17 protein-coding genes are annotated in these 25,408 nt (G+C 71.3%); 9 read left to right on the forward strand and 8 right to left on the reverse strand.

What is annotated here, in order from left to right:
* Positions 1-32: 32 nt before the first annotated feature.
* Positions 33-1,163 (forward strand): ferrochelatase, encoded by a 1,131-nt coding sequence (gene hemH / locus ACFE87_RS02750; RefSeq protein WP_375458078.1) that lies wholly within the window; start codon positions 33-35, stop codon positions 1,161-1,163.
* 15 nt (positions 1,164-1,178) lie between these two features.
* On the opposite strand, the gene ACFE87_RS02755 is transcribed toward hemH, so the two are convergent.
* Complete coding sequence (locus tag ACFE87_RS02755; RefSeq protein WP_375458079.1) at positions 1,179-1,487, reverse strand: DUF1127 domain-containing protein; 309 nt, start codon at positions 1,485-1,487, stop codon at positions 1,179-1,181.
* Positions 1,488-1,621: 134 nt separating this feature from the next.
* Between ACFE87_RS02755 and ACFE87_RS02760 the strand changes: the two genes are divergently transcribed.
* The 6 genes from ACFE87_RS02760 (at position 1,622) to ACFE87_RS02785 (ending at position 8,497) form a co-directional block, all read left to right on the forward strand.
* Positions 1,622-2,488 carry a LysR family transcriptional regulator gene (locus ACFE87_RS02760; RefSeq protein ID WP_375458080.1) on the forward strand — a complete coding sequence of 289 codons (867 nt, stop codon included), beginning with the start codon at positions 1,622-1,624 and terminating at the stop codon, positions 2,486-2,488.
* Between the two features lie 59 nt (positions 2,489-2,547).
* Positions 2,548-3,411: an oxygen-dependent coproporphyrinogen oxidase gene (gene hemF / locus ACFE87_RS02765; protein ID WP_375458176.1), complete on the forward strand. Its 864-nt coding sequence runs from the start codon at positions 2,548-2,550 to the stop codon at positions 3,409-3,411.
* 231 nt (positions 3,412-3,642) lie between these two features.
* Complete coding sequence (gene gpmI, locus ACFE87_RS02770) at positions 3,643-5,166, forward strand: 2,3-bisphosphoglycerate-independent phosphoglycerate mutase (RefSeq protein WP_375458081.1); 1,524 nt, start codon at positions 3,643-3,645, stop codon at positions 5,164-5,166.
* A 107-nt stretch (positions 5,167-5,273) separates the two neighbouring features.
* Complete coding sequence (locus ACFE87_RS02775) at positions 5,274-5,753, forward strand: hypothetical protein (protein ID WP_375458177.1); 480 nt, start codon at positions 5,274-5,276, stop codon at positions 5,751-5,753.
* Positions 5,754-5,852: 99 nt separating this feature from the next.
* Positions 5,853-7,373, forward strand: a complete 1,521-nt coding sequence (locus tag ACFE87_RS02780) for an AMP-binding protein (protein ID WP_375458082.1) — start codon at positions 5,853-5,855, stop codon at positions 7,371-7,373.
* A complete protein-coding gene (locus tag ACFE87_RS02785; protein WP_375458083.1) occupies positions 7,370-8,497 on the forward strand; it encodes an NAD(P)/FAD-dependent oxidoreductase in 1,128 nt (375 codons plus the stop codon). Before ACFE87_RS02780 ends, ACFE87_RS02785 begins: the two co-directional genes overlap by 4 nt.
* Here the strand turns inward: ACFE87_RS02785 and ACFE87_RS02790 are convergent.
* From ACFE87_RS02790 to ACFE87_RS02820, 7 genes are all read right to left on the reverse strand, one after another.
* A complete protein-coding gene (locus ACFE87_RS02790; RefSeq protein ID WP_375458084.1) occupies positions 8,490-9,989 on the reverse strand; it encodes a flagellin in 1,500 nt (499 codons plus the stop codon). The genes ACFE87_RS02785 and ACFE87_RS02790 overlap by 8 nt on opposite strands.
* Positions 9,986-11,818, reverse strand: coding sequence for a flagellar hook-associated protein FlgK (gene flgK, locus ACFE87_RS02795; RefSeq protein ID WP_375458085.1), 1,833 nt, complete (start codon positions 11,816-11,818; stop codon positions 9,986-9,988). The genes ACFE87_RS02790 and flgK overlap by 4 nt, the downstream gene beginning before the upstream one ends.
* A 32-nt stretch (positions 11,819-11,850) precedes the next feature.
* The gene (locus ACFE87_RS02800; RefSeq protein ID WP_375458086.1) at positions 11,851-13,173 is read right to left on the reverse strand and encodes a flagellar hook protein FlgE; all 1,323 of its coding nucleotides are present in this window, start codon (positions 13,171-13,173) and stop codon (positions 11,851-11,853) included.
* Between the two features lie 355 nt (positions 13,174-13,528).
* Positions 13,529-14,560: a YcjF family protein gene (locus tag ACFE87_RS02805; RefSeq protein WP_375458087.1), complete on the reverse strand. Its 1,032-nt coding sequence runs from the start codon at positions 14,558-14,560 to the stop codon at positions 13,529-13,531.
* The gene (locus tag ACFE87_RS02810) at positions 14,557-16,014 is read right to left on the reverse strand and encodes a YcjX family protein (RefSeq protein ID WP_375458088.1); all 1,458 of its coding nucleotides are present in this window, start codon (positions 16,012-16,014) and stop codon (positions 14,557-14,559) included. The genes ACFE87_RS02805 and ACFE87_RS02810 overlap by 4 nt, the downstream gene beginning before the upstream one ends.
* Positions 16,015-16,057: 43 nt before the next feature.
* Positions 16,058-17,131 (reverse strand): hypothetical protein, encoded by a 1,074-nt coding sequence (locus tag ACFE87_RS02815; RefSeq protein ID WP_375458089.1) that lies wholly within the window; start codon positions 17,129-17,131, stop codon positions 16,058-16,060.
* A 33-nt stretch (positions 17,132-17,164) separates the two neighbouring features.
* Positions 17,165-17,665: a histidine phosphatase family protein gene (locus ACFE87_RS02820; protein ID WP_375458090.1), complete on the reverse strand. Its 501-nt coding sequence runs from the start codon at positions 17,663-17,665 to the stop codon at positions 17,165-17,167.
* 314 nt (positions 17,666-17,979) lie between these two features.
* On the opposite strand from ACFE87_RS02820, the gene ACFE87_RS02825 reads away from it, so the two are divergent.
* Both ACFE87_RS02825 and pbpC read left to right on the forward strand, forming a co-directional pair.
* Complete coding sequence (locus ACFE87_RS02825; RefSeq protein ID WP_375458091.1) at positions 17,980-23,244, forward strand: alpha-2-macroglobulin; 5,265 nt, start codon at positions 17,980-17,982, stop codon at positions 23,242-23,244.
* On the forward strand, positions 23,241-25,397 hold the full coding sequence (gene pbpC, locus ACFE87_RS02830; RefSeq protein WP_375458092.1) for a penicillin-binding protein 1C: 2,157 nt from the start codon (positions 23,241-23,243) through the stop codon (positions 25,395-25,397). Before ACFE87_RS02825 ends, pbpC begins: the two co-directional genes overlap by 4 nt.
* Positions 25,398-25,408: the final 11 nt, after the last annotated feature.

Consider the following 25,408-nt stretch of genomic DNA (forward strand, 5'->3'; position numbering starts at 1 on the left):
ACATCTTCGCCGGCAGGCCATAGGTATGCAGGATGACCGCCCGACCCGACCCGCTTTCGCTCGTCTCTGCTGCCCCTACCCAGGGAGACGGCCCCCGTCCGGCCGGGCACCCCTCGGTGCGGTCGGGCCGGATCGGCGTTCTCCTCATGAATCTCGGCACGCCGGAGGCGACCGATTACTGGTCGATGCGGCGCTACCTGAAGGAGTTCCTGTCGGATCGCCGCGTGATCGAGGTCTCGCGCCTGATCTGGTGGCCCCTCCTGAACGGGATCATCCTGACGAAGCGGCCGGGGCCCAAGGGACGGGACTACGCCAAGATCTGGAACGAGGAGCGGAACGAGGGACCGCTGAAGACGATCACGCGCGCCCAGGCCGAGGACCTCGCCCGGCACATGGCCGAGGTGGTGGGCGAGAGGGTCACGGTGGACTGGTCGATGCGCTACGGGCTGCCCCGCACGGCGGACCGCATCCAGGCCCTGCTCGACCAGGGCTGCGACCGCATCCTCGCCGTGCCGCTCTACCCGCAATATTGCGCGGCGACCTCGGCCACGGCCTGCGACCAGGTCTTCGCTTCGCTGGCGACGATGCGCTGGCAGCCCGCCATCCGGGTCGCGCCGCCCTGGCATGACGATCCGGTCTATATCGACGCGCTCGTCACCAAGATGCGGGCGGACCTCGCCAAGCTCGATTTCGAGCCGGAGGTGATCCTCGTCTCCTTCCACGGCGTCCCAAAGGAATATCTGCTGAAGGGCGATCCCTATCACTGCCAATGCGTGAAAACGTATCGGCTGATGCGCGAAGCTTTCGGTTGGCCCGAGGAGCGGTTCCGCTATGCCTTCCAGTCCCGCTTCGGGACCGCCGAATGGCTGAAGCCCTATACGGACGAGACGGTGATCGCGCTCGCCAAGGGTGGCACCAAGAGCATGGCGATCGTGGCGCCGGGTTTCACGGCCGATTGCCTCGAGACGCTCGAAGAGCTCGACGGCGAGAACCGGCATTATTTCGAGGGCAATGGCGGCGAGCAGTTCGCCTACCTGCCTTGCCTCAACGACACCCCGGACGGCATGCGGGTCATCCGCCACGTCGTCTGGCGGGAGCTTTCCGGCTGGGTCGATGCCAAGGCGGCTGCGCTCTCGCCGGTGGCGGAAGTCGTCGCAGCCTGAGCGGGGCGGCCTCGCCTAGCGCCACTCCGTCCAGCTCGCCGGCATGAGAGGCCCGGGGTCGCGCCGACCCGGACGGGCGGCAGTTCCGGCGACGTCGGAACGTCCGTGGCGGATGGCGGTCTCGACCTGGCTTCGGCCGATGCCGATGTCGGCCAGCGCGCGATCGTCGAGGTCCTGCAGGACCCGCCGGTCCTGCCGCAGCTGCCACTCCCGCCGGAGGCCCGACAGGAACGAAGCGGCGCTCGACGCCATGCGGGTGAAAGGGCCCGAGGCCGGACGCGCGCTGCGGACGGACGGGATCATCGTGATCATGGCCTGGGACATGGGAAACCTCCTGCGTGTCGAGCCGGGTTTGGACCGGGAAGAGCCTTCGATGCTCTGGTCTAGGCCGCAGTGTTGAATAATGGAAACGAATGTGCATGATGGTCGACATTACGGATCATGATGCTGGATCGGTTATGCGCAACCTCGATACTGCATTGCTGCGCGCCTTCGTGGCGGTCGCCGAGACCGGCGGCATGACGAGCGCCGGCAATGTGCTCCACCTGACCCAGGCGGCGGTGAGCCAGCAGATCAAGCGGCTCGAGGAGACGCTCGGCTGCGAGCTTATCCGTCGCGACCGGCGCGGGCTCGGGCTCACGGATTCGGGCGAGCGCCTGTTCGGACGCGCCAAGCGGATGCTGGCGCTCAACGACGAGATCTGGGGCGAGATGACCCGGAGTAGCTTCGCCGGGGAGGTGAAGCTCGGCGTGCCCTACGACCTCGTGGCCTTCTATCTTCCGGCGGTGCTGCGCCGCTTTTCGCGCGCCCATCCGCAGGTCGAGATCACGCTTGTCTGCCGGAACTCGATCATGCTGGCGGCGGCGGTCGCGGCCGGGGAACTGGATCTCGCCGTCGTCGAGGCGGCGCGGCTCGACCCGCATGCGGAGCTTCTCGCCACCGACCGTCTGGTCTGGGTCGGCGCCAAGGGCGGCGAGGCGCATCGGCGGCGCCCCCTTCCGGTCGCGTCCGACGACAATTGCGCCTTCCGGCCCATCCTGTTCGAGGCGTTACGCAAGGCCGACATCCCGTTCCGGATCGTGACCGACGCCGTGAATCTCGATGCCGCGAGCGCAACGGTGCAGACGGATCTCGCCATCGTGGCGGCGCTTGCCGGCGCCGTGCCGGACGACGTGACGGTGCTGGGGCCCGAATCCGGACTGCCCGACCTGCCGCCTTTCACGATCGGGCTGCACCTGCCCCGCACGGGCGCGAGCCCCGCGGCCCAGGTCCTCGCGCAGGGTCTGCGCGAGGCGTTCACGTCCCGCCTGCGGGCCGCCGCGTGACCAGCCATCCGCTCGCCGAACCCGCCTCCGCCACGGTCGATCCTGACACGGTCAGCCGCCTGCAGACGGAGGCGCCCGTCTGGTTCGCGCTGCTGCGCGACCGGCTCTGCGCCGCGTTCGAGCGGCTGGAGGACGAGGCCGAGGGCCCGTTCGCGCCGGAAGCGACCGAGCCCGGCCGCTTCGTCCGGACGCCCTGGAGCCGCACCGACCATTCCGGGGCCGACGGGGGCGGCGGCGTGATGTCGATCCTGAAGGGCCGAGTCTTCGAGAAGGCCGGCATCCATGTCTCGACCGTGCATGGCGAGTTCGCACCCGAATTCCGGGCCCAGATCCCGGGCACCGACCAGCATCCTGGCTTCTGGGCGGCCGGGGTCTCGCTCATCGCCCATCCCTGGAACCCGCACGTCCCGACCGTGCACATGAACACCCGCTTCGTGGTGACGGCGAAACCCTGGTTCGGCGGCGGCGCCGACCTCACGCCCGTGCTCGACCGGCGCCGCAACCAGGAGGATCCCGACACCGAGAGCTTCCACGCCGCCATGGAGGCCGCCTGCCGGCAACATCCTGGCCAGCCCTATCCGCGCTACAAGGCGTGGTGCGAAGAGTATTTCCACCTCAAGCACCGCAACGAGCCGCGCGGCATCGGCGGCATCTTCTACGACTATCTCTGGACCGAGCCGGACACCGACTTCGCCTTCACGCGGGCGGTCGGCGAGGCTTTGCTCGGAATCTATCCCGAGATCGCGCGCCGAAACCTCGCGACTCCCTGGACCGAGGCCGACCGCCACGAGCAGCAGGTCCGCCGCGGCCGCTATGTCGAGTTCAACCTCCTGCACGACCGCGGCACGATCTTCGGCCTGAAGACCGGCGGCAACGTCGCCTCGATCCTGTCCTCCCTGCCGCCGACGGCGCGCTGGCCGTAGGGCGGTCGCCCTGCCGCGCTCTCCGCCGTCATTCCGGGCGCAGTGCAGCACGAAGTGATGCGCGGCAGACCCGGAACTCAAGGACCGCACGACTGTAGATTCCGTCCCGACAGGAGCGCTTCCGTGGGTTCCGGGTTCCGCTGCGCGGCCCCGGAATGACGGAGAGCGGTCGCACTCGCGACAGCGCCCGATCGATGGCGTATGCCGCGCCGGTTCCGCCTCGAGGCTCCCATGCAGCACCAGTCCCGCCGCCCCGTGATGCTCGTGATCCTCGACGGGTTCGGCTGGCGCGAGGAGCGGGCCGACAATGCCGTCGCGCAGGCGAACAAGCCGAATTTCGACCGGCTCTGGGCCAGCGGACCGCGCGCCTTTCTTCAGACGAGCGGGCTCGATGTCGGCCTGCCGGACGGGCAGATGGGCAATTCCGAGGTCGGCCACCTGAATATCGGGGCGGGCCGGATCGTGATGCAGGACCTGCCCCGGATCGCGGCCGCGGTCTCGGACGGGAGCCTCGCCGCGAGCCCGGCGCTCGGCGACTTCATCCATACGCTGCGCGGGACCGGCGGCACCTGCCACCTGATGGGCCTTTGCTCGCCGGGCGGGGTCCATGCCCACCAGGATCACGCCGTCGCCCTCGCCCGCATCCTGGTCGAGGCCGGCATCCCGGTCGCCCTCCATCCCTGGACGGACGGGCGCGACACGCCGCCCCGCTCCGGCGCGGACGATCTCGCCCGGCTCGGCGCGGCCCTGCCGGCCGGCGCCCGGATCGCGACCGTCTGCGGCCGCTATTACGCGATGGACCGCGACCACCGCTGGGAGCGGGTCGGCAAGGCCTATGCCGCGTTGGCGAGTGCGACCGGCCCGCGTTTCCCCGATCCGGCCAGCGTCATGGCGGCCGCCTATGCGCAGGATATCACGGACGAGTTCGTCGATCCGGCCGCGATCGGCGACTACGCCGGCATGCGGGACGGCGAAGGCATCCTGTGCTTCAACTTCCGGGCGGACCGGGTGCGCGAGATCCTCGCCGCCCTCCTCGACCCCGGCTTCGCGGGCTTCGCGCGCGAAAACCCGCCCCGGATCGCGGCCGCGCTCGGCATGACGCAATATTCGGTCGAACTCGACCACCTGCTCGGCACCATCTTCGCGCCCCAGAGCCTGACCAACATCCTGGGCGAGGTGGTGTCGCGCGCCGGCCGGACCCAGCTCCGCATGGCCGAGACGGAGAAATACCCGCACGTCACTTACTTTCTGAATGGCGGCGGCGAGACGCCCTTCCCGGGCGAGGAGCGCATCATGGTGCCCTCGCCCAAGGTCGCGACCTACGATCTCCAGCCCGAGATGTCGGAGCCGGAACTGGCCCGGAAGGCGGTCGAGGCGATCCGGACCGGCCGTTTCGACCTCATCGTCCTGAACTTCGCCAATCCCGACATGGTCGGCCATACCGGCAGTCTCCCGGCCGCGATCCGGGCGGTCGAGGCGGCCGATGCCGGGCTCGGGCTGATCTGGGACGCCGTCCGGGCGAGCGGTGGCGCGCTCCTCGTCACCGCCGACCACGGCAATTGCGAGCTGATGCGGGACCCGGTCACGGGCGGCCCGCATACGGCGCACACGACGAACCCGGTTCCGGTCGTCCTCGCGGGCGTGCCGGGCGCAACCCTGCGCGAGGGCCGGTTGGCCGACCTCGCGCCGACGCTGCTCGCCCTGATGGGCCTCGACCAGCCGCCCGAGATGACGGGCCGCTCGCTGCTGGATTAGGGCCGCACTTGCCTGGCGCGACCGGGCGGCGGAAGGTCGGGCGTCCTCAACGCCTCTCCTGCGCCGGGCCTTAGCCCCGGACGGATGACGCAAGCTCCGGGGTGAGCATGCGAAAACTCCTGAAATTCCTCCACACGATCGGCGCCATCGGCCTGATGGGATCGATGGCGTCGCTGCTGGTCCTGCTCTCCGTCGCGCCGCCGCCCTCGTCGCTCGCCTCCTACGCGCTGATCCGGGGTGCGATGGGTTCGATCGCGACCTGGATCTTCTTTCCCTCGCTCGGGCTGACGCTGGTCGCCGGCCTGCTCGCGATCGGGCTGAACCCGGGCTACCACAGCGCGGGCTGGGCATTGGCGAAGCTCGCGACCGGCATCCTCATCTTCGAGAGCGGCTTCGTCGGCATCCTGGGTCCCATGCAGGAGGAGGCCGAGCAGAGCGCCGCGGCGCTGGCCGGGCGGGTCGATCCGGCCAGCCTCACGGGTGTGCTCGCGGCGGAGCGGAACACCTTGTGGGTGCTGCTCGCGGTCGCGACCGTGAATGTCGTGCTCGGCATCTGGCGGCCACGCTTCACGCGCCTGCGCGACTGACCCGCCGCCGGTCACGCCCACACCGCAACATCGCCCGACTATCGGGTTGACGACGGACGGCCCGCCGGATCAAAGCCGGCCGTCGAGGAACATCGCCGCATGGCCGTACGGGATCTCACCTGGTTCGACATCGTGGCCCGCAACGGGCGCGCGCGGCCCGACGCGCCGGCCCTGATCTTCGAGGGCGAGCGGATCAGCCACGGCGAGGCCCTCGCCCGGGCCGAGCGGCTCGCCGGCGGACTGGCGGCAGCCGGGGTGAAACGGGGCGACCGGGTCGGCCTCGTCTCCGCGAACCGGCCCGAGATGCTGGATCTCCTCGCCGCCGCCGCGCGGCTCGGCGCGATCCTGGTGCCGGTGAACTGGCGACTCTCCCCCGAGGAGGTGGCCTATGCGCTGGGCGACGTCGCCCCGGTCCTCGTCGTCGCCGAGCCCGATTTCGCGCCCGCGCTCCGGCCGTGCCTGGAGACGCTCGGGCCCTCAACGGTTTGGTATCTCCTCGACGAGGCCGCGGCGCCGTTCCGGCCCTTCGCGGACCTCGCCGACGGCTCGCCCGCGGCGGCCGGCAGCACGGAAGTCGGCTCGGACGACCCGCTCCTCATCATCCACACGGCCGCGGTCGGGGGCCAGCCGCGCGGCGCGGTCCTGAGCCACCGGAACCTCATCGCGCAGAATCTGCAGCTCGCCCAATGCTGGGGGCTGTCGCCGGCCGACGTGGCGCTCGGCGCGCTGCCGCTCTTCCACATCGCCGGGCTCGGCCTCTGCCTCGCGGTGCAGCAGGCCGGCGGCGAGACCGTGCTGATGCGGCGCTTCGAACCCGCGGCATCGGCCGACGCCGTCGCCGCGCAGGGCGTGACCGCCCTGTTCGAATTCGCCCCGATGCTGGCCGGCATCCTGGACGCGGCCGTGGAGGGCGGGCAGGAACTCGGCTCTCTCAGGGCCGTCTGGGGCCTGGACGCGCCGGAGACGATCGCCCGTTTCGAGGAGCAATGTCCGGGCGCGCGCTTCTGGTCGGGCTTCGGCCAGTCGGAAACCTCGGGCTTCGTCACCTTCGCACCCCATGCCGAACGTCCCGGCTCGGCCGGCAGGGCAGGGCCGCTCGCGCTGGTCGAGATCGTGGGCGAGGACGACCGTCCGTTCGCGATGGGGGAGACCGGCGAGATCGTGGTCAGGGGACCGCTCGTCTTCGGCGGCTATTGGAACCGGCCGGACGAGGCCGACGCGACCGTTCGGGCCGGCTGGCACCATACGGGCGACATGGGCCGGCTCGATCACGAGGGCTACCTGTTCTACGCGGGCCGTTCGCCCGCCAAGGAGCTGATCAAGTCCGGCGGCGAGAACGTCTATCCGGCCGAGGTCGAGCGCGCGCTCCGCGAGCATCCCGACATCGAGGCGGCCGTCGTCATCGGCGTGCCCGACCCGCGCTGGGGCGAGATCGTCAAGGCCGTCTGCGTCCGACGGCCCGGGGCCGAGCCCGACGAGGCCGCCGTGATCGAGTTCGTCGGAACCCGCATCGCCCGGTTCAAGCGGCCGAAGGCGATCAGCTTCGTCCGTGAACTGCCCATGACATCGGCCGGAACGGTCGACCGGGCGGCGGTGAAGCTCGAGCACGGACAGCCGTGATCGAGGTCGACGTCGCGGTCGTCGGAGGCGGCATCGCGGGGGCATCGGCTGCGGCGCATCTTGCGGCCGAGCGCTCGGTGGTGCTCCTCGAGCGCGAGGACCAGCCCGGCTATCACGCCTCGGGCCGCTCCGCCGCCCTGTTCTCGGAAACCTACGGCAACGCCGTCGTCCGGGCGCTGTCGGTGGCGAGCCGGCCTTTCCTGGAACGGCCGCCGGAGGGTTTCGCAACTCATCCGCTCCTCGCTCCGCGCGGCGCTCTCCATGTCGGCGCAAAACGGCACGAGGCGCAGCTCGCGACGTTGCTCCGCGACGCTCAGGCGCTCGTCCCGAGCGTCCGGGCCCTGTCCGGCGAGGAGGCTCGATCGCTCGTCCCCTTGCTTCGGCCGGATGTGGCGACGACGGCGGTGTTCGAGCCCGATGCGCAGGACATCGACACCCACGCCCTCCTGTCCGGCTTTCTCCGAATCGTCCGCGCGCGGGGCGGACAGGTCGTCACCCGAGCCGAGGTGACGGCCCTTGCCCATGACGGCGTCCGCTGGCGCATCGAGAGCCGGGCCGGACCGGTCTCGGCCGCGATCGTCATCGATGCTGCCGGGGCCTGGGCCGACGGGATCGCCGGCTTGGCCGGTCTCGCACCCCTGGGCCTCCGGCCGAAGCGGCGCACGGCCTTCGTCTTCGAGCCGCCGGCCGGCCTCGACGTTGCGGCCTGGCCGATGGTGATCGGGGCGGACGAGGAGGTTTACGTGAAGCCCGAAGCGGGCCTCCTCCTCGCCTCGCCGGCCGACGAGACCGACAGCGAGCCGACGGACGCGCAACCGGAGGAGATCGACGTCGCGACCGCGGCGGAGCGCGTCGAAGCGCTGCTCGACCTGCCGGTCCGGCGCATCGTCCGTCGCTGGGCGGGTCTGCGCACCTTCGCGCCGGACCGTACGCCCGTCGTCGGATTCGATCCGCGTCAGGCCGGGTTCTTCTGGCTCGCCGGCCAGGGCGGCTACGGGTTCCAGACCGCGCCGGCGCTCGGCCGCGCCGCCGGTGAGCTGATCCTGGGAGGCACGCTCCCGGCGGACCTGACGGCAGCCGGAATCCGGGCCGCCGACCTCGCGCCGGAGCGCTTCCTCAGATGAAGTTCACGAGCGAGAGCTGGGCGACGGTCGAGGTGACCTGGTAGCTGGCCTGAAGCCGTGTTTGCGTGGCCAGCAATTTGGCAGCGGCCTCGTTGGGGTCGGCATTCTCGACCTCGCCCAGGGTGTCGTTCAGCTGCACCTTGGCGGCCGAGAGCCGAGTCGCGGCCTGGCCGAGCTGGGCATTCGCCACGCCGAAATCCGTCGCGATGTCCTGGACGGGCGAGGTTCCGGAAGCTGCCGAGATGCGCTGCGCCAGCGCGGTGTAGCGGGCGGCCGATGTCGCGTCGCTCGCCGGGAAGGTGTCGGCCGCGAGCGCGCCGAGCGCGGCCAGCACGCTCCGGATTCCGGGCTCGTTCGCCCGCGCCCCGATGGCCACGCCCGCGCCGTCGCCGGTCCGGACCGGCGAGGTCCCGCGAGCGGAGCCGGCCGCGTCATCCCCGGCATACCAGACGGTCGTATTCGCGCTCGTGCCCGGGACTGTCCCGGTCGCAGTCGCGAAAGGCGGTCCGGCCACGCGCTCCGGCGGCGAAGAGGCGGAGCCCGCGAAGAACGACTCGGCCGCCTTCCGGGTCGAGGCGGAGGCGAGCGCCGTCGTGGCGGTCGTCCGCACCGCCGCGTCGAGGGCGGCCCGGAGATTCGCGGCCGTAGCGGCGGGCGTCGCCCCGATGGCGAACGCGTTCGCCGACGGCCCGATCGCACCGTCGGCGCGCGCCGTGAGCGTGATCCGCTCGCTCGTGCCGTCGGGCAGGCCGAACTCGATCGTGACCGCGTCGCCATCGGCGGGCTGGGCGGCCACGTTCATTGCGACGGAGGGCGGCGGTCCCGCGGAGCGGGCGGCCGTGATCCCGGTCCCGGTCGCCGTGGCCGAGGTGAGCTTCATGCCGAAGGGCAGGCCGGCCGCCTCCTCCGTCAGCGTCGCATCGATGCCCGACCCGCCCGGCACCAGCCGGCCACGCCCACCGGCGCCGAGATCGGCCTCCTTGCGCTCGGCAATGAGCTGACGAAGGCCGGCCCGGCCGGGCTCGCCGTCGATGAGGCTCGCATACGAGGCGACAGGCTCGGTATCGGCGGACCGGCCCGAGAAGAGATAGCGCCCGCCCATGTCCGTGTTCAGGAGTTCGATCGCCTGTTGCAGCGCGTCCGATGCGGAGATGGTGGAGCTGGTCTGGCCGACCGGATTCCCGTTCAACCCCTGAGGCAGGCTCGTCGCCAGGCCGGAGGCCATCTGGGCGAGGCGACCCACGGCCTGCGACATCAGGCTGACCCGCACCTTGGCGTCCGTCACGTTGGCCGCATAGCCTTCTAGGGTTGAGAGGGCGCTCCGGGTCGAGAGGCTCGTGGCGGCCCCAGCGCCCAGGCCGGCATAGTTGTCGGCCGCGCGACCCGTCGAGAGCTGGCCCTCGAGGCTCGCGAGGTCCGTCTTGAGATTGCGGAAGGCGTCGACCGCCTGACGGGCCGCCAGCGCACCGCTGCCATAGGGCTGGATGCTCACCCGCCGATCCTCAGGAGGAGGTCCATCATGTCCTTTGCGGCCGTGATCAGCCGGGCATTGGCGCCATAGGCCGTCTGCAGCTGGATGAGCTGCGTCAGTTCGGTGTCGATATTGACCCCGGCCTGGTCGGAGAAGCGGCTCTGCACCGCGTTCAGCACGACCTGCTGGCCCTCGTCGAGATTCATAGCCGCCGTCGCGTCGGCCGCCTGGGAGCTTATGACCTGCTGGGCGAAGCCCGCGACGCTTCCCGTCCAGGGCGCGTCGGAGCCGCCGATCCCGGCCGCGCCGGAGAAGGAGCGCGTCGCGTCCGTGAGCCGGTCGAGGAGGAGCGAGGGACGGGTCGTGTCCCCGGCCGGCACCGCCGGCCCGTAGGCGATCAGCGTCGAGCGGTTGGTGACGACGGCCGGGTTGATGGCGATCCGGCCGGCAAAGCCCGCCAGCTGCGAGCCGCCCTCGAACGAGCCAGAATAGGTGGCGTTGGCCCGCCCGCCATCGACGAAAAGCGGGATTTCGGGGTTGCCGGAGCCGAGGCCTGTCACGGTCGCCTGGGCGGAGAGCGCCGTGACGCTGCTGGTCGCGCCGTTATTCAGCACCCGAAGCGTCGTGCCGGCCGGGTTCGAGACCGCGTAGGCCGAGCCCAAGGCGGTGCCGATGGTCGTGACCGCGCCGGCGAGCCCGCCCGAAAGGTCGATCCCGATCTGGCCGGCCTGGGTCGCGGCGGCCGCGCCAGTGGCGCTCGTCGCCCTGACGAAGGTCAGCGTGCGGGTGGCGCCGCCCGGGTCCTGCACGGAGACGGTGACCGGATTGCCGGCCTGCAGGGCCGAGAGGTCGAGGTCGAATCCGGTCGCGGCGCCGGACGTGGCCGGCGCGCCGGCGACGGTCCGGTCGGAGAGGGAGGCGGCGAGTCCGGCCGCGAGCTGGTCGAGCTGCGCCTGGGCCTGCGGCAATGTCCGGTCGCGCAGTTCGAGCTGCGCGGCGATCTCGCCCGAGCGGATCAGGCCGTCCGCGAGGATGTCCCGGCCGAACCCATCGGGGCCGGTCGCCGTGATCGTGCCGACATTCCGCTTCGCCGGATCGGGATCGTAGGCCGACGAAGGCCCGAGCGGCTTGGCATCGAAGCTGAGGCTCGTCGCCCGGACCCCGTCGACGAGCTGGAGACCGCCGGTCGTCGCGACCTGGACCGACCCGTTCGGCTGCGCCGTGACCTTGACGTCCATCAAGGTCGAGAGCTGGTCGATAAGGGCGTCGCGCTGATCCTGCAGCGCCGCGCTCGGGGTCGCGACGATCTTCGCGTTGAAGGTCGCGATCCCTTTCAGGAGGCCGTCCGCCTTCGAGACGGCCTGGCCGAGCGCGTCCTCGGCATCCTGCCGGAGCGACTGCACCTGGCCCGCGAGATCGTTCAGCGATCCGGCGAGCCCGGTCGCGGCAGAGAGCACCTCCGATTGCGCGGCATAGGACGAGGGATTGTTCACGAGCGCCTGGAGCTTGCTCGTGAAGGTGTCGACGAGGGAGGACAGCGCGCCCGTTCCGCCCGGCTGGTCGAACATTCGGTTCAGGACGCCGTGGGCGGAAGCCCGGATCGCCGCGTAGCTCGCGCCCGCCTGTTCGAGCCGGAGCTGGCGCTGGACCAGGGTGTCGAGCGTGCGGCTCGCGCCCTGGACGTCGACCCCGATGGTGCGGCCGCCTGCGACCTGCTGCTCGGTGGTGAGCGTGCGGCGCGTATAGCCGACCGACCCGGCATTTGCGACATTCTGCGAGACGAGGTCGAGCCCGGCCTGCGCGGCGCGCAGGCCGGAGAAGGCGACATCGAGCGAGGTCGAGAGGCCCATGGCGAGGGGTGCCTAGGCGCCGGCCTGCGCCGTCACCGGATCACGTTGATGACGTCCTGCAGCATCTGCTGCGCGGTCGACATCACCTTGGTGTTGGCGGAATAGGCCTGCTGGGTGACGATCATCTTGGAGAATTCGTCCGAGATGTCCGTATTCGACATCTCGACCGAGCCGCCCGTCACGGAGGCGCCCTGCAGCCCGTAGCTCGGCGCCCCGGATCCGGTGGTCTCGGCATAGGTGCCGCCATCCATGCGCTTCAGCGAATCGCTCGCGTTGAAACGCGCGACGAGGACCTGGGCGATGGTCGAGATCTGCCCGTTCGAATAGGTGCCCGTGACCCGTCCGTCGCTCGACACGGAGAGGCCGTTCAGGGTGCCGGTCGAATAGCCGTTCTGCTGCACGTTGCCGTTCGACAATTCGCCGCTGGTATCGCTGTACTGGGTGAGATTGCCGGAGCCGAAATTGACCGACACCGCGCCGATCGTCGTGCCGTTCACGACCAGCGACGGGATCGACATCGTCGAGGACGAGGTCAGCGCCCCGCTCGGCGTGAAGGTCGAGGTACCGACCTTCGCCCAGGCGGTGGCCGCACCGGTCGCGGACGGGTTCACCTGATAGTAGAGGCTCCAGGTGTCGGTGCCGCCGGTCGAGGAGCTCGCCGTCTTCGCCCAGCGGGTCTGCATCGTCACGGCCGTGCCGGCCGTGTTGTAGACGGTGATGTCGCCGCCCGAGATCGACTGGTTCATGAAAGCGGCATTGTCGGTGCCGGACACCGTCGCGCCGCTTGCGATCGAGGACGCGAGCAATTCCGATCCCGGCACCGCCGGATCGGCATTCTTGGTTTTCGGATAGCCCGGAAGATTGGCCTGGTAATCGATCGCGGAGGTCTGCTTGGCCGGCAGCGGGGTCGTCGGGATCCTGATCGGCGCGTTGCCCTGACCGGGCATGCTGCCCATGAGATACTGGCCCGAACCGTTGACGAGATAGCCGCTCGCGTCCGTCTGGAAATCGCCGCGGCGCGTGAAGAGATTCTGGCCGGAGAAGCTCGGCGAGCTGGTCGAGCCGCTATTCGACTGGACCGTGAAGAATCCGTCGCCGTTCAGCGCCATGTTGGTCGTGATGCCGGTCGAGCTGAGGCTGCCCTGGATCGCGTTCGTGAGCTGGGAATAGGACGCGACCGAGCCGGCAATCTCGTGCCGGGCCGGGGAATCCGGGACCAGGTCGACGAAGCTCGTATCGACCCGCTTGAACCCCGCGGTCTGCGAGTTCGCGATGTTCCCGGCGATGTTCTCGAGCGCGTAGGATTGGGCCGACAACCCGGTGACCGCCGTCTGCAACGCATTCAGAATACCCATGACGCAACCCCCTCCGGCCTGACGCACCACGCGCGCCGGCACCGCGACGGGAAGGGATCAGCAACCGCTGTGCCACGAGTAAGTGTCTGGCGACGCTAAGTTAATCTTCCGGAAAGGATGACGAAACGGCCCGAACAGCGGTCGCCACCGGCCCGGCCGGCAAATTGTGCCGGGTCCGGCGTGCGTGCTTCCAGGATCGTCACCCGTCATTCAGGACGCGGTGCAGCGCGCAGCGTTGCTCCCCAGATCCGGAACTCACGGCTGGCAGCACCTGTGGATCGCTCCCGATCCGGGAGCCCTTTCCGTGGATTCCGGGATCTCGCTTCGCGAGCCCCGGAACGACGTGGAGGGCGTCCTATTCCGCTTTGCCGCCCGACATGAACTCCCCGGCAACGTCGCCGATGCGGGGCGGCGTCTCGCGGATGAAGGGCAGCGGCCGGCAGACCTCGATGGCGGCGAGGCCGAACCGGGCCGTCATCAGTCCGTTCAGCACGCCTTCGCCGAACCGGGCGGAGATCCGGGCCGCGACGCCGTGGCCGAGCACCTGCTGGACAAGGCCGTCGCCGAGCGCCGCCCCGCCCGTCACGGCCAAGTGGTTCACGGCCGCGCGGGCGAGACGGAGCGAGCCGAGCAGGCCGGGCCGGCCGGCATAGATCCGGGCGACATGGCGGAGCAGGCGGGCGCCCGCATAGATGACGAAGGCGACATCGACGAGGGCGCGCGGCGAGAGCGCGGTGACGACGGAGACCTGTTTCGCGGCATCCGCGACCGCGCGCGTGGCCCGCTCGTCGAGAGGCGCGAGGAGCGTCCGCTCGGCGAGGGCGAGCCGGTCGTCGGCATCCATGATCTCGGCATCGGCGTCCTGGACGCTCGGCCCTCCCCCGGGCACGGCCGGCAAGGCGTAGAAGGAGGCCAGGTCCCGGGCGACTTCCCGGGCGGTTTCGTGGTCGCGCACGGCGAGGGCCTGCACGGCCCGCATCCGCAAGGTCTCGGTCCGGCGCTCGCGCAGAACACCCCGGATTTCGCGCCAGGCGATCACCGCGAGACAAAGGCAGGCGAGCGCGGTCAGCGCCAGCGCGAGCCAGCCGAGCCACGTCGCCGAGGCGAACAGGTCGACCACGAGCCGCTCGATCGCGAGCCCGATCGCCAAGCTGGCCAGGCCGCCGATCGCGCCGAACAGCAATCCGGCCCAGGGCGTTCGCCGGCCTCGGGCCGGGAGAACGGGGACGCCGTCGGCGGCGTCGATCGCATCGTCCGGTTCCTCGGTCACGATCACCCGGGCGGAACCGCGCACCGCCTCCGGAATTTCGGGCTTCTCGGTCGTGACCGTGACCGTATCCGGGCGATCGAGCCGGAAGGCGCGGGGGCGCGAATGCGGATCACTCATGGCAGCCGGTCCCCGATCAGGAAGTCGAGCGCGCGGTCGAGCCGGATATGAGGCAGCGCGGCAGGGCGGCCGGCGGCATCCATCGTGATCTTGGGCGGCCGGAAGCGCGGAAACCGCAGCGAGCCGGGTTCGAGCCCGCCGGAGAACACGGCCTGGGGGTCCTCCGGCAGCACGCCCGAGAAGATGGCGGCCTCCGTCTCGCCGTCGAACACGTCGTCGCCGATCCGCTCGCCTGCCTCCGGCGTGCCGGCGACCGCCCGGATGCTGGTCCGGCCTTCCATGATCGAGGTCTCGCGGGTCGCCCGGACGGAGGCGAGCGCCACGGTGCCGACCTTCGCGCCTGCCGATTCGGTGCGCCGCACCGCCCGGCCGACGAGGAGCCGGAGCATGCGCTCGAGCCGGTCGTGGCTCGTGTGGTGGATGTGATCGGCCTTGGTCGCCGCGAAGAGGACGCGGTCCGCGCGGGGCGAGAAGATGCGCGACAGGAAGGTGTTGCGCCCGGCCTGGAAGGCCATCAGCACCCGGTCGAGCGCCTCCTCGAGTTCGGCGAGCGCCGCCGGCCCACCATCGACGGCGGCCAGTACGTCGACCAGCACGATCTGGCGCTCGATGCGCTGGAAATGATCGCGGAAGAAGGGCCCGACGACGCGCGTCTTGTAGCTCTCGAAGCGGCGCTGCATCAGCGCGGCGAGGGTACCGGGGGCGATGGCCGCGTCCTCGCCGAGGTCGAGGGGCGCGAAGGTCAGCGCGGGCGAGCCGGCGAGATCGCCCGGCATCAGGAAGCGCCCGGGTGGGGTCGTGGCGACCGATTCCGGCCCGTCCCGGAGGGCCGCCAGATAGGTCCGGAACGCGTCGGCGACCTGCCCGGCCACGGCCTCGTCCGCCGGGGCGGCCGGATCGATGCCGGCCATCGCGGCTCGCCAGGGCCCGGCCGAGGCTTGGCGGTCGGCGCGGCGGGCCGACAGGACGGTCTCGCGGGACCAGTCGACGTAGCTCCGGTCGATCAACGCGAGATCGAGCAGCCACTCGCCTGGGTAATCGACGATGTCGAGCGACAGGGTCGCCGGCCCGGCGCGCCAGCGCGAGGTGCGCTCGTAGTCGATGTCGATCCGGAGTTCGGCGGTGCGATTCGTCGAGGCGGGCCAGCGCCGGTCGGCGACGAGCGCGTTCAGATGGGCCTCGTAGGCGAAGCGCGGCACGTCGTCGTTCGGCTGCTGGGCGAGGCGGGCCTGCCGGATGCGACCCTCGGCGGCGGGCCGGAAGGCCGGCATCGGCGTGCGCCGGATCAGGTGATGCACGAGCGCCGTCGTGAAGACGGTCTTGCCCGAGCGGGACAGGCCCGTGACTCCGAGCCGAAGCGTCGGCTGGAACAGGTCCTGCCCGGCCAGCCGGAGCGAATGCGCGGCACCGGTGGCGCGCGAGACCATGGCGGCAAGGTCGGACAAATCGGGCAAGGGGGAACCGGCTGGGGGTTGATGCTTGGAGAAGGAACGTAGGCTATCGCGCCACGGCGTCGGATGACACCTCGGGTGGCCCGGCGGGCAAGGCGGCCGCCGCGAGGCGCGCCCGGAGCCGCGTGATCGCGCCGTCGGCGAGTTCCGGCCCTGCATGGAGATAGCCGAGCTCGATCACCGACATGGCGACCATCACGGGCAGGAGGTTGTCCGTCGGCTGCCCGGCCGCGTCGAAGAGCGAGAGGTCGTCCGAGGGCGAGAGCCCGAGGGCTTTCGCGATGGCTGACCCGTAATACTGGATGCGTCCCTCCTCCGAGCCGCAGGCGGAGGCCGTCGGGAGCGGGATCGCGTCGCCGGCCGAGGCGACTCGGACGGGCTTCCGCGACGTCGGCTGCGGCGCGGCCTCACGCGTCGCGGAACGCCGGGCTGGCAGCGCGGCGACCGTCGCCCGCTCACCCATGCCGGGCGCGAGGTCGGGCACGCGGAAGGTCGGCATCGGGGCGAGCGGCACCGACGACACACGAACGCCCGCGCTCCTGGCCTTCGCGGCGCGCGGCTGCGCCGTTCCGGATCGCCCGCCACGCGACGCCAGGAACCGGCCGCGGAGCGTGTTCGAGAGTCCCCGGACGGCGAGCGCCAGCGGCATGCCGCTCCCCACGCCGATGCGGCATTCCGCCGGCGCCCAGCGTCGGACGATATCAAGCGCCGAGCGGCGGCCGAGGGACACGTAATAGGTGCGCAGCAGCGTCGCGGCCGCGTCCGCGCCGGCCTCGGTGGAGTGGAAGGCGGTGTGGCCCTCGTCGTCGCCGCCGATCTCGCCCGCCCAGCGGGCGCGCTTGATGCACCATGGATTGTTGAGCTTGACGCAGCGCGTCACCACCGGAAGTCCCGAGGCGAAGAGAGCGGCCGCGATCGCGAGCGGCGCCGGCTCGAGCGTCGCACGGGTCGCGGCGCGCCAGTTCGTGACGGCCCTGTCCTTCTCCCGATAGAGGCCGGGCTCGACCACAGCGTGGCTCGACGGAGGCGCGATCCAGTCTAGCGGAAGCCGCGCCGCGCTTCCGAGCTGCCATCCGGACGCGATCAGGGCGGCCCCGGCCAGGATGGCGGTGCTGATCACGTTCGTCGGTCCCGGCGAAAGGCCCCGCCCGGCTTACGCATCCGTGCCGGCTTCCAGCTTCGCAGGCGTGAGATAGCGCTCGATGCGGCCGGTCCCGACCAGCCCGTCGCGCCACGTCTCCGCCGGAAGCTCGATGACGACGAGGGCCGCCGTCGGGAGCCCGGACCGGACGGGTTCCGGATCGGCCGCCACCGCTCGGGCCAGATCCTCGATGCCCGGATTATGTCCGACCAGGATGACGCTCCCGGCCGCGTCATCGACCGAGGCGATGACCTCAAGGAGATCCGCCACCTCCGCCTCGTAGATCCGCTCGTCGAACCGCACGGGGACATCCGGAAGCCCGGCCAGCGACCATGTCTCCCGTGTACGGGCGGCCGGCGAGACGAGAGCCAGGTCAGGGGTCAATCCCTCCTCCACCAGGTAGCGGCTGACCTTCGCCATGTCCTTTCGGCCCCGCCCGGCCAGCACGCGTTCGACATCGGTCGCGGTCTTCTCGACGGCCTTGGCGTGCCGGAGCAGGAACAGGCGCTTCATCGCATCATCCTCGTTCCTCTGCGGCTACGTCCGGTCCGGCGCGGCTCGAATCACCCGGCTCGATCAGCATCGAGGGCCCGATGACTGTGCCCGACCGGCGAATGCAGGCCCTCAACGCACCGATGAGGGAACCGGTTCGGACGGATCGGAAGCCGCGCGATGACGTGCGTCCGACCTCAGCCGAGGCGTCCCGAATCCGCGCCGGAATTGTCGCAAGGCGGCCCGTTTGCCGCCACGATCGGCGTCGATACGCTCAAGCTTGCTGCTATGTTCGTGCGTCGCACGAACCGCCGCCGACGCCGGACGACCGCTCCATGCCCGCATCCCTGCTCCGCCTGTTCGCGCTCCTCGTCGCCCTGGCGATCGGGATCACGGCCGCCTCGGCCCAACAGAAGAGCTTCGTTCGCGACGAACTCGCGAACGAGGGTATCCGACTCGAAGACACCCTGCGGCGGGAGAGCGGCGGCCGGGGCGCGGCCTCCGCCGGCCAGGCACGACGGGATGGCGATGGAGCGCTCGCCCGGGGCGATGCGCGACGGGCGCTGTCGCTCTTCACCGGCGCCATCGTGGCGGAGCCGAAGGTCGGCGCGAACTGGCTCGGCTACGCCCGCGTCGCGAAGGCGATCGAGGGCAAGGATTACAGCGAGCGCTACCTCCTCCAGGAGCGCGCCACGACGGCGGCCTATCTCGCCTACCAGCGCTCGACCTCGCGTGGCGAGGAGGCCGTCGCCCTCGCCATCCTCGGCGAGGTCTACGCGCTCCGCGAGATCTGGAGGCCGTCGCTCGACGCCTACCGGGCCAGCCTCGCGCTGAACGACGACAGCGCCGTCCGGGCGACCTACGAGGACCTGCGCGCCAAGCGCGGCTTCCGCATCCTGACCTACAAGGTCGATTCGGATTCGGCCTCGCCGCGGGCCTGTTTCCAGTTCTCCGAGGCGCTGGCCGGCGGCAAGACCGATTTTGCCCCCTTCGTGGCGGTCTCGGGCGCGGCGAACGCGGCTGTGACGACCGAGGGCCAGCAGCTCTGCGTCGACGGCCTCCGGCACGGCCAGAAATACGCGATCGTGCTGCGCCAGGGCCTGCCGTCCGGCGTCGGCGAGGCCCTGCTGAAATCGGCCGATTACGACGTCTATGTCCGCGACCGCTCGGCCCAGGCGCGCTTCTCGGGCCGGAACTACGTCCTGCCGAAGACCGGCCAGGAGGGCATCCCGGTCGTCACCGTGAACACGGCCGAGGTGCTGATCGACGTCTACCGGATCGGCGACCGCTCGCTCCTGCCGACGCTCCGGTCGGACGATTTCATGACCCAGCTCTCGCGCTCCTCGGCGCTGAAGCTCGCCCGGGAGCAGGGCTTCAAGGTGTGGTCCGGCTCGCTCGCGACGGCGAACGACCTCAACCGGGACATCGTCACCGCCTTCCCGGTGCTCCGCGCGATCAACCGCGTCGAGCCCGGCATCTACGTGATGACCGCCCGGACGCCGGGAGCGGAGCGCACGACCTCGAACGACGACGACGGCGAGTACGACGAGTCGCGCCGCGCGACGCAATGGTTCGTGGTCTCCGATCTCGGCCTGACGGCCATGAAGGGCGCGGACGGCATCAACGTCGTCGTGCGCTCGCTCGCTGGGGGTCAACCCCTGTCGGGGATCGAGCTTCGGCTCGTCGCCCGCAACAACGAGGTGCTTTCGACGAAGACGACGGATGCGGCCGGCCGCGCCCTCTTCGATCCCGGCCTCGCCCGCGGCGAGGGCGGGATGGCGCCGGGCGTGATCGTGGCGACCACGGGCGCCCTGGGCCAGACCGGGGCGGGGCTCGATTACGGCTTCCTCGACATGGGCGGGGCGCCTTTCGACCTGACCGATCGCGGCGTGAAAGGGCGCGTGGTCACGACCGCGCTCGACGCCTTCCTCTACACCGAACGCGGCGTCTACCGCTCGGGGGAAACCGTCAACGCGACCGCGCTCCTGCGCGACGCGAAGGGCGGAGCCGTGGCCGGCCTGCCGCTCACGGTCGTGATCCGGCGCCCGGACGGCGTCGAATACCGCCGCGAGCAGGTCGCCGATCAGGGCCTCGGCGGCCGCGCCTATTCCCTCCCGCTCCTGAGCGGCGCGATGCGGGGCACCTGGCGGATCGAGGCCTTCGTCGACCCGAAGGCGCCGAAGGTCGGCGAGACCACCTTCCTGGTCGAGGATTACGTGCCGGAGCGGCTCGAGCTGACGCTCGCGCCGAAATCTCCGACGCTGCGGCCCGGCGAGCCGGCCCGGATCGACCTTGCCGCCCGCTATCTCTACGGCGCGCCCGGCGCCGAGCTCGACGTCTTGGGCGAGGTCGTCGTGCAGGCCGCCTCCGGGCCCGCCGTGAAGGGGCTCGAAGGTTTCGCTACCGGGCTCGGTGACGAGGAGATCCAGAGCTCGACCGTCGAGATGGAGGAGAAATCCACGACCGGCCCGGACGGCAAGGTCACCGTGACGGTGCCGATCCAGTCCGTGGTCGCGCCGCGCCCGACCGAGGCGAAGATCACGCTCAGGGTCGGCGAGCCTGGCGGGCGCGCGATCGAGCGGAGCCTGATGCTGCCGATCCTGCCGGAAGGCCCGGTGGTCGGCGTCCGAAAGAACTTCGGCGGCGACCTCGCCGATGGCGGCACGGCGACCTTCGACGTGGTTCTGGCTCAGCCGGACGGTGTCCGGCTCGCCCGGCCGAATGTCGGCTGGTCTTTGTACCGGGTCGACCGGACCTATCAATGGTTCAACTCGGACGGCCGCTGGGGCTATGAGCCCGTCACCTCGACCCGCCGGGTCGCGGATGGCCGGCTCGACCTGAAGGCCGACGAGCCGGGTCGCATCTCGGCGCCCGTCGGCTGGGGCTCCTACCGGCTCGACGTCTCGGCCGACGGCCTCGCGACCGCCCGGACCGCGATCTCCTTCTCCGTCGGCTATTCCGGCGAGCAGACGGCCGACACGCCGGACCTCCTCGAGGTCACGCTCGACAAGCCGGCCTACCGGGCCGGCGAGACGATGCAGGCCCGGATCAAGCCGCGTTTCGCGGGCCGGGCGACCCTCGCGATCGTCACCGATTCCGTCCAGGAATGGCGCGAGATCGACCTCCCGGCCGAAGGCGCGACCGTGTCGCTCCCCGTCAAGGCCGAATGGGGCGCCGGCGCGTATCTCGCCGCGACCGCCTATCGTCCGCTCGACGGCGCCGCCCGCCGCATGCCGGGCCGGGCGCTCGGGATCGCCTGGTTCGGGATCGACCGCGAGGCCCGCACGCTTAGCGTCACGCTCGATCTCCCGGAGAAGATGCGCCCGCGCGGGCAGATGTCGATCCCGGTCCGGCTCGCCGGGCTCCAAGCCGGCGAGGAGGCCTATGTCACGGTCGCGGCCGTGGATCTCGGGATACTGAACCTCACTCGCTACAAGACGCCCGAGCCGGCGGAGCATTTCTTCGGCCAGAAGCAGCTCGGGGTCGAGTTCCGCGACCTCTACGGCTACCTGATCGACGGCATGCAGGGCAGCGCCGGCGCGATCCGGTCCGGCGGCGACGGCGGGGCCGGGGCCCTGAACGGCGTCCCGCCGACGCAGGAGCCGCTCGCCCGCTATTCCGGCCTGGTCAAGGTCGGGCCGGACGGGACGGCCCGGGTCACGTTCGACCTGCCGGCCTTCAACGGCACCGTGCGGGTCATGGCCGCGGCCTGGACCAAGGGCCGGGTCGGGTCGGCGGAGAAGGACGTCATCGTCCGTGACCCGGTGGTCGTGTCCGGCACGCTGCCCCGCTTCCTCAATGTCGGCGACCGTTCGCGGCTCCGCCTCGACCTCGACAACATCGAGGGCGCGGCCGGAGATTACGCGGTCGAGATCGACATCGCCGGGCCGATCCTGGTCGAGGCCGACGCGCTACGGCGCCCGGTCCGGCTGGCCTCCCGGGGCAAGAGTTCGGTCACGATCCCGATCGCGGCAGCCGGCGTCGGCGACGCGATTCTGAACGTGAGGCTGACGGGACCCGAGGCGGCGCTCGACCAGCGCTTCGCGCTCCGGATCCAGCCCGGCACCGGCTCGCTCGTGCGCCGCACCGTGCGGCCGCTCGAAGCCGCCGGCTCGGCCCAGATCACCCCGGACCTCCTGGCCGACATCCTGCCCGGAACCGGCTCGGTCTCGGTTTCCGTATCGGCCTTGGCCGCGCTCGACGTGCCGGGCCTGCTCCAGGCATTCGACCGCTATCCCTATGGCTGCACCGAGCAGGTGGTGAGCCGGGCCTTGCCGCTCCTCTACGTCAACCGCCTGGCCGCGGCCGAGCAGCTCGGCCTCGACGGCCAGGTCGACGAGCGCATTCGCACCGCGATCCAGCGCGTGCTGTCGCGCCAGGATTCGAATGGCGCCTTCGGCCTCTGGTCGGTCGGCGGCAACGACGACATCTGGCTCGACGCCTTCGTCGTGGACTTCCTGACCCGGGCCCGGGAGCTCAAGTTCGAGGTGCCGCAGATCGCCTTCAACCTGGCGCTGGAGCGGCTGCGCAACTTCGTCGCCAATACGACGGAGGTGGAGGGCCGCACCGACGACCTCGCCTATGCGGCCTATGCGCTCGCCCGCAACGGCCGTCCGGTCGCGGGAGACCTGCGCTACCTTGCCGACACGAAGCTCGCCTCGTTCAAGACGCCGCTCTCCCGTGCGCAGCTCGCCGCCGCGCTCGGCCTGATCGGCGACCGGAATCGGGCCCAGACGGTGTTCGCCTCGGCGGTCGCCCTCCTTCGCTCGACCCGCGACGGAGCGAGCGGCCGGTCGGATTACGGCACCCGCCTCCGCGACGGTGCCGGGCTGATCGCGCTCGCGAGCGAGACCGGCGCCGGCCGCGACACGCTCGCACCGGTGACCCGCGTCGTCGAGGAGGAGCGCGGGACGCGCGGCGCGACCTCCACCCAGGAGAATGCCTGGATGGTGCTCGCGGCCGAAGCGTTGCAGCGCGACTCGGGGGCCGTGCAGGTGACCGTGGACGGCAATGCGGTGCCGGGCGCGCTGTACCGCACCTTCCGGGCGGCCACGCTCGAGCGCGCGCCCGTCCGTATCGGCAATGCCGGGACTGCTACGGCCGAACTCGTGGTGTCGGTCGCTGGCAGCCCGATCGGGCCGGAGCCCGCAGCTTCGCGCGGCTACAATGTCGAGCGCAGCTATTACCGGCTCGACGGCACCAAGGTGGATACGGCCCAGCTGAAACAGGGCGACCGGCTGGTCGCGGTGCTGAAGGTGACGGAGCCGCAGACGCTCTATGCCCGCGTGCTCCTCGTCGACCGCCTGCCGGCCGGGCTCGAGATCGACAATCCGAAGCTCGTCGATTCGGACAGCGTCGCCGCGCTCGACTGGCTGAAGACCGAGGTCGGGCCCGTGAACGTCGAATATCGCGACGACCGCTTCGTCGCCGCCTTCGACCGCAACCCGCAGCAGCCGCCGACCTTCCAGGTGGCCTACACGGTCCGGGCCGTCGCGCCCGGCCGCTACGTCCACCCGGCCGCGACCGTCGAGGACATGTACCGGCCGGACCGCTTCGGCCGTACCGCCTTCGGCTCGCTCGAGGTCACGGCACGGCCGTGAGGCCCGACGCCGACGCACCTGTCTCCTCCCCCGCAGGGGGAGGGGGACCGCCCGCAGGGTGGTGGAGGGGGTTCGCCCGCCGTGGATGGCTGATCCTTGGTGCCGGGCTGGCAGCGAGCCTCATCTTGGCTCTTGCGACCGGCTTCTGGCTCTACGCCACCTCGCTTCCACCGCTCGACCTGACCCGGGCGGCGCAGCGCTCGACGACCGTCAGCGACCGGGACGACCGGCTGCTCCGCGCCTTTGCGACGAAGGAGGGCCGCTGGCGGCTGCCGGTCGCGACGCAGGAGGTCGATCCGCGCTACCTCCTCATGCTCAAGGCCTACGAGGACCGCCGGTTCGACGACCATCCCGGCATCGATGTCCTGGCGCTCGCGCGGGCCAGCTTGCAGCTCGTCCTCCATCGCCGCGTGGTGTCCGGCGCCTCGACCCTATCGATGCAGGTGGCCCGGCTGCTCGAACCCGAGCCCGAGCGCTCGGTCCGGGCCAAGCTCCGCCAGATCGTCCGGGCCGTCGAGATCGAGCGTCGCCTCGGAAAGAGCGAGCTCCTCGACCTCTATCTCCGGCTCGCCCCTTACGGCGGCAACCTCGAAGGCGTCCGGGCCGCCTCGCTCGCCTATCTGGGCAAGGAGCCGAAGCGGCTCTCGAACGGCGAGGCGGCGCTTCTCGTCGCACTGCCGCAATCGCCCGAATATCGCCGTCCCGATCGCTCCCCCGAGGTGGCCCGACGCGCGCGCGACCGGGTCCTCGGCCGCGCGGTCGCGGCCGGCCTGATCTCGGCGGCCGATGCCGAGGCGGCTCGGGCCGAGCAGGTGCCGCATGCCCGCCGCCCCTTCCCGATGTATGCGGCGCACGCGGCCGAACGTGCGCTCGCCGAGCGCCCGGATGCGAGCGAGCACCGCCTCTCCATCGACCGCCGCCATCAGGCCGCCCTGGAGGGATTGCTGGCCGAACGGGTCGAGCGCTTCGGGCCCGCGATCTCCGGCGCGATCGTGGTGATCGACAACGGGACGGGAGAAGTCCGGGCGCGGGTCGGCAGCCCCGGAAAGCTCGCCGAGGAGCGGCGCGGCGCGATCGACATGACGGCGGCCCTGCGCTCGCCGGGCTCGGCGCTGAAGCCATTCATCTACGCGCTCGCCTTCGAGAGCGGCCTTGCCCATCCCGAGACGCTCGTCGACGACCGCCCGTCCCGCTACGGCACCTACGGGCCTGAGAATTTCGACCTCACCTATCAAGGGACGGTGACGGCGCGGCGCGCGCTCCAGCTCTCGCTCAACGTCCCGGCTGTCGAGCTCCTGAACGGGATCGGGGCCGCCCGGTTCGTGTCGCGGCTGCGGCAGGCCGGCGCGCAGATCGCCATGCCGGCCGAGGCGGCGCCGGGGCTCGCCGTCGGGCTCGGCGGACTCGGCATCTCGCTCGTCGACCTGACGCGCCTGTATTCCGGCCTTGCGCGAGGCGGTACCGCCCCGCTCCTCGTCACCCGCCTCGACGCCGGGAAAGCGGGCCAGGAGGGCCGGGTCACCGAGCCGGTCCCGGCCTGGTACGTGGCCGACATCCTGCGAGGGGCGCCGCCGCCGGACAACGCGGCCGGGGGCCGGATCGCCTTCAAGACGGGCACCTCCTACGGCTACCGCGATGCCTGGGCGATCGGCTTCGACCGCCGCGTCACCGTCGGGATCTGGCTCGGCCGGCCGGACGGCGGGGCCGTGCCGGGACTGGTCGGACGGCTCGCCGCGGCCCCGATCCTGTTCGACGCCTTCGCCCGGCTCGGGATCGAGCCGGAACCCGTCCCGATGCCGCCCGGCGCGCTCACGGCAACGACGGCGACCCTGCCGCCGCCGCTTCGTCACGTTCGCAGCGACATCCCGAAGACGCTCGCCGCGACCGTACAGGCGCCGCTCCGCATCGCCTTCCCGCTCGACGGCTCACGCGTCGATCTCGGCGCGGCGAGGTCCGGCGGTCCCGACATGCCGCTCGCGCTCAAGGTCTCGGGGGGCCGTCCGCCGATGACCTGGCTCGTGAACGGGGCCCCGATCGGCGAGCCAGACCTTCGCCGCTCGGCGAGCTGGCTTCCGGACGGCGCCGGCTTCGCACGTGTCTCCGTGCTGGACGCGGGCGGCGCAACCGATTCCGTGGTGGTCCGGATCGAGTAGACGGCGCGCGC

This window comes from uncultured Enterovirga sp., from assembly GCF_964242715.1.
Taxonomy (GTDB): Bacteria; Pseudomonadota; Alphaproteobacteria; order Rhizobiales; family Beijerinckiaceae; genus Enterovirga.

Coding starts and splice junctions, on each gene's coding strand:
- hemH (WP_375458078.1), top strand. CDS start 33: ATGACCGCCCGACCCGACCCGCTTTCGCTCGTCTCTGCTGCCCCTACC.
- ACFE87_RS02755 (WP_375458079.1), bottom strand. CDS start 1,487: ATGTCCCAGGCCATGATCACGATGATCCCGTCCGTCCGCAGCGCGCGT.
- ACFE87_RS02760 (WP_375458080.1), top strand. CDS start 1,622: ATGCGCAACCTCGATACTGCATTGCTGCGCGCCTTCGTGGCGGTCGCC.
- gpmI (WP_375458081.1), top strand. CDS start 3,643: ATGCAGCACCAGTCCCGCCGCCCCGTGATGCTCGTGATCCTCGACGGG.
- ACFE87_RS02775 (WP_375458177.1), top strand. CDS start 5,274: ATGCGAAAACTCCTGAAATTCCTCCACACGATCGGCGCCATCGGCCTG.
- ACFE87_RS02780 (WP_375458082.1), top strand. CDS start 5,853: ATGGCCGTACGGGATCTCACCTGGTTCGACATCGTGGCCCGCAACGGG.
- flgK (WP_375458085.1), bottom strand. CDS start 11,818: ATGGGCCTCTCGACCTCGCTCGATGTCGCCTTCTCCGGCCTGCGCGCC.
- ACFE87_RS02800 (WP_375458086.1), bottom strand. CDS start 13,173: ATGGGTATTCTGAATGCGTTGCAGACGGCGGTCACCGGGTTGTCGGCC.
- ACFE87_RS02805 (WP_375458087.1), bottom strand. CDS start 14,560: ATGAGTGATCCGCATTCGCGCCCCCGCGCCTTCCGGCTCGATCGCCCG.
- ACFE87_RS02820 (WP_375458090.1), bottom strand. CDS start 17,665: ATGAAGCGCCTGTTCCTGCTCCGGCACGCCAAGGCCGTCGAGAAGACC.
- ACFE87_RS02825 (WP_375458091.1), top strand. CDS start 17,980: ATGCCCGCATCCCTGCTCCGCCTGTTCGCGCTCCTCGTCGCCCTGGCG.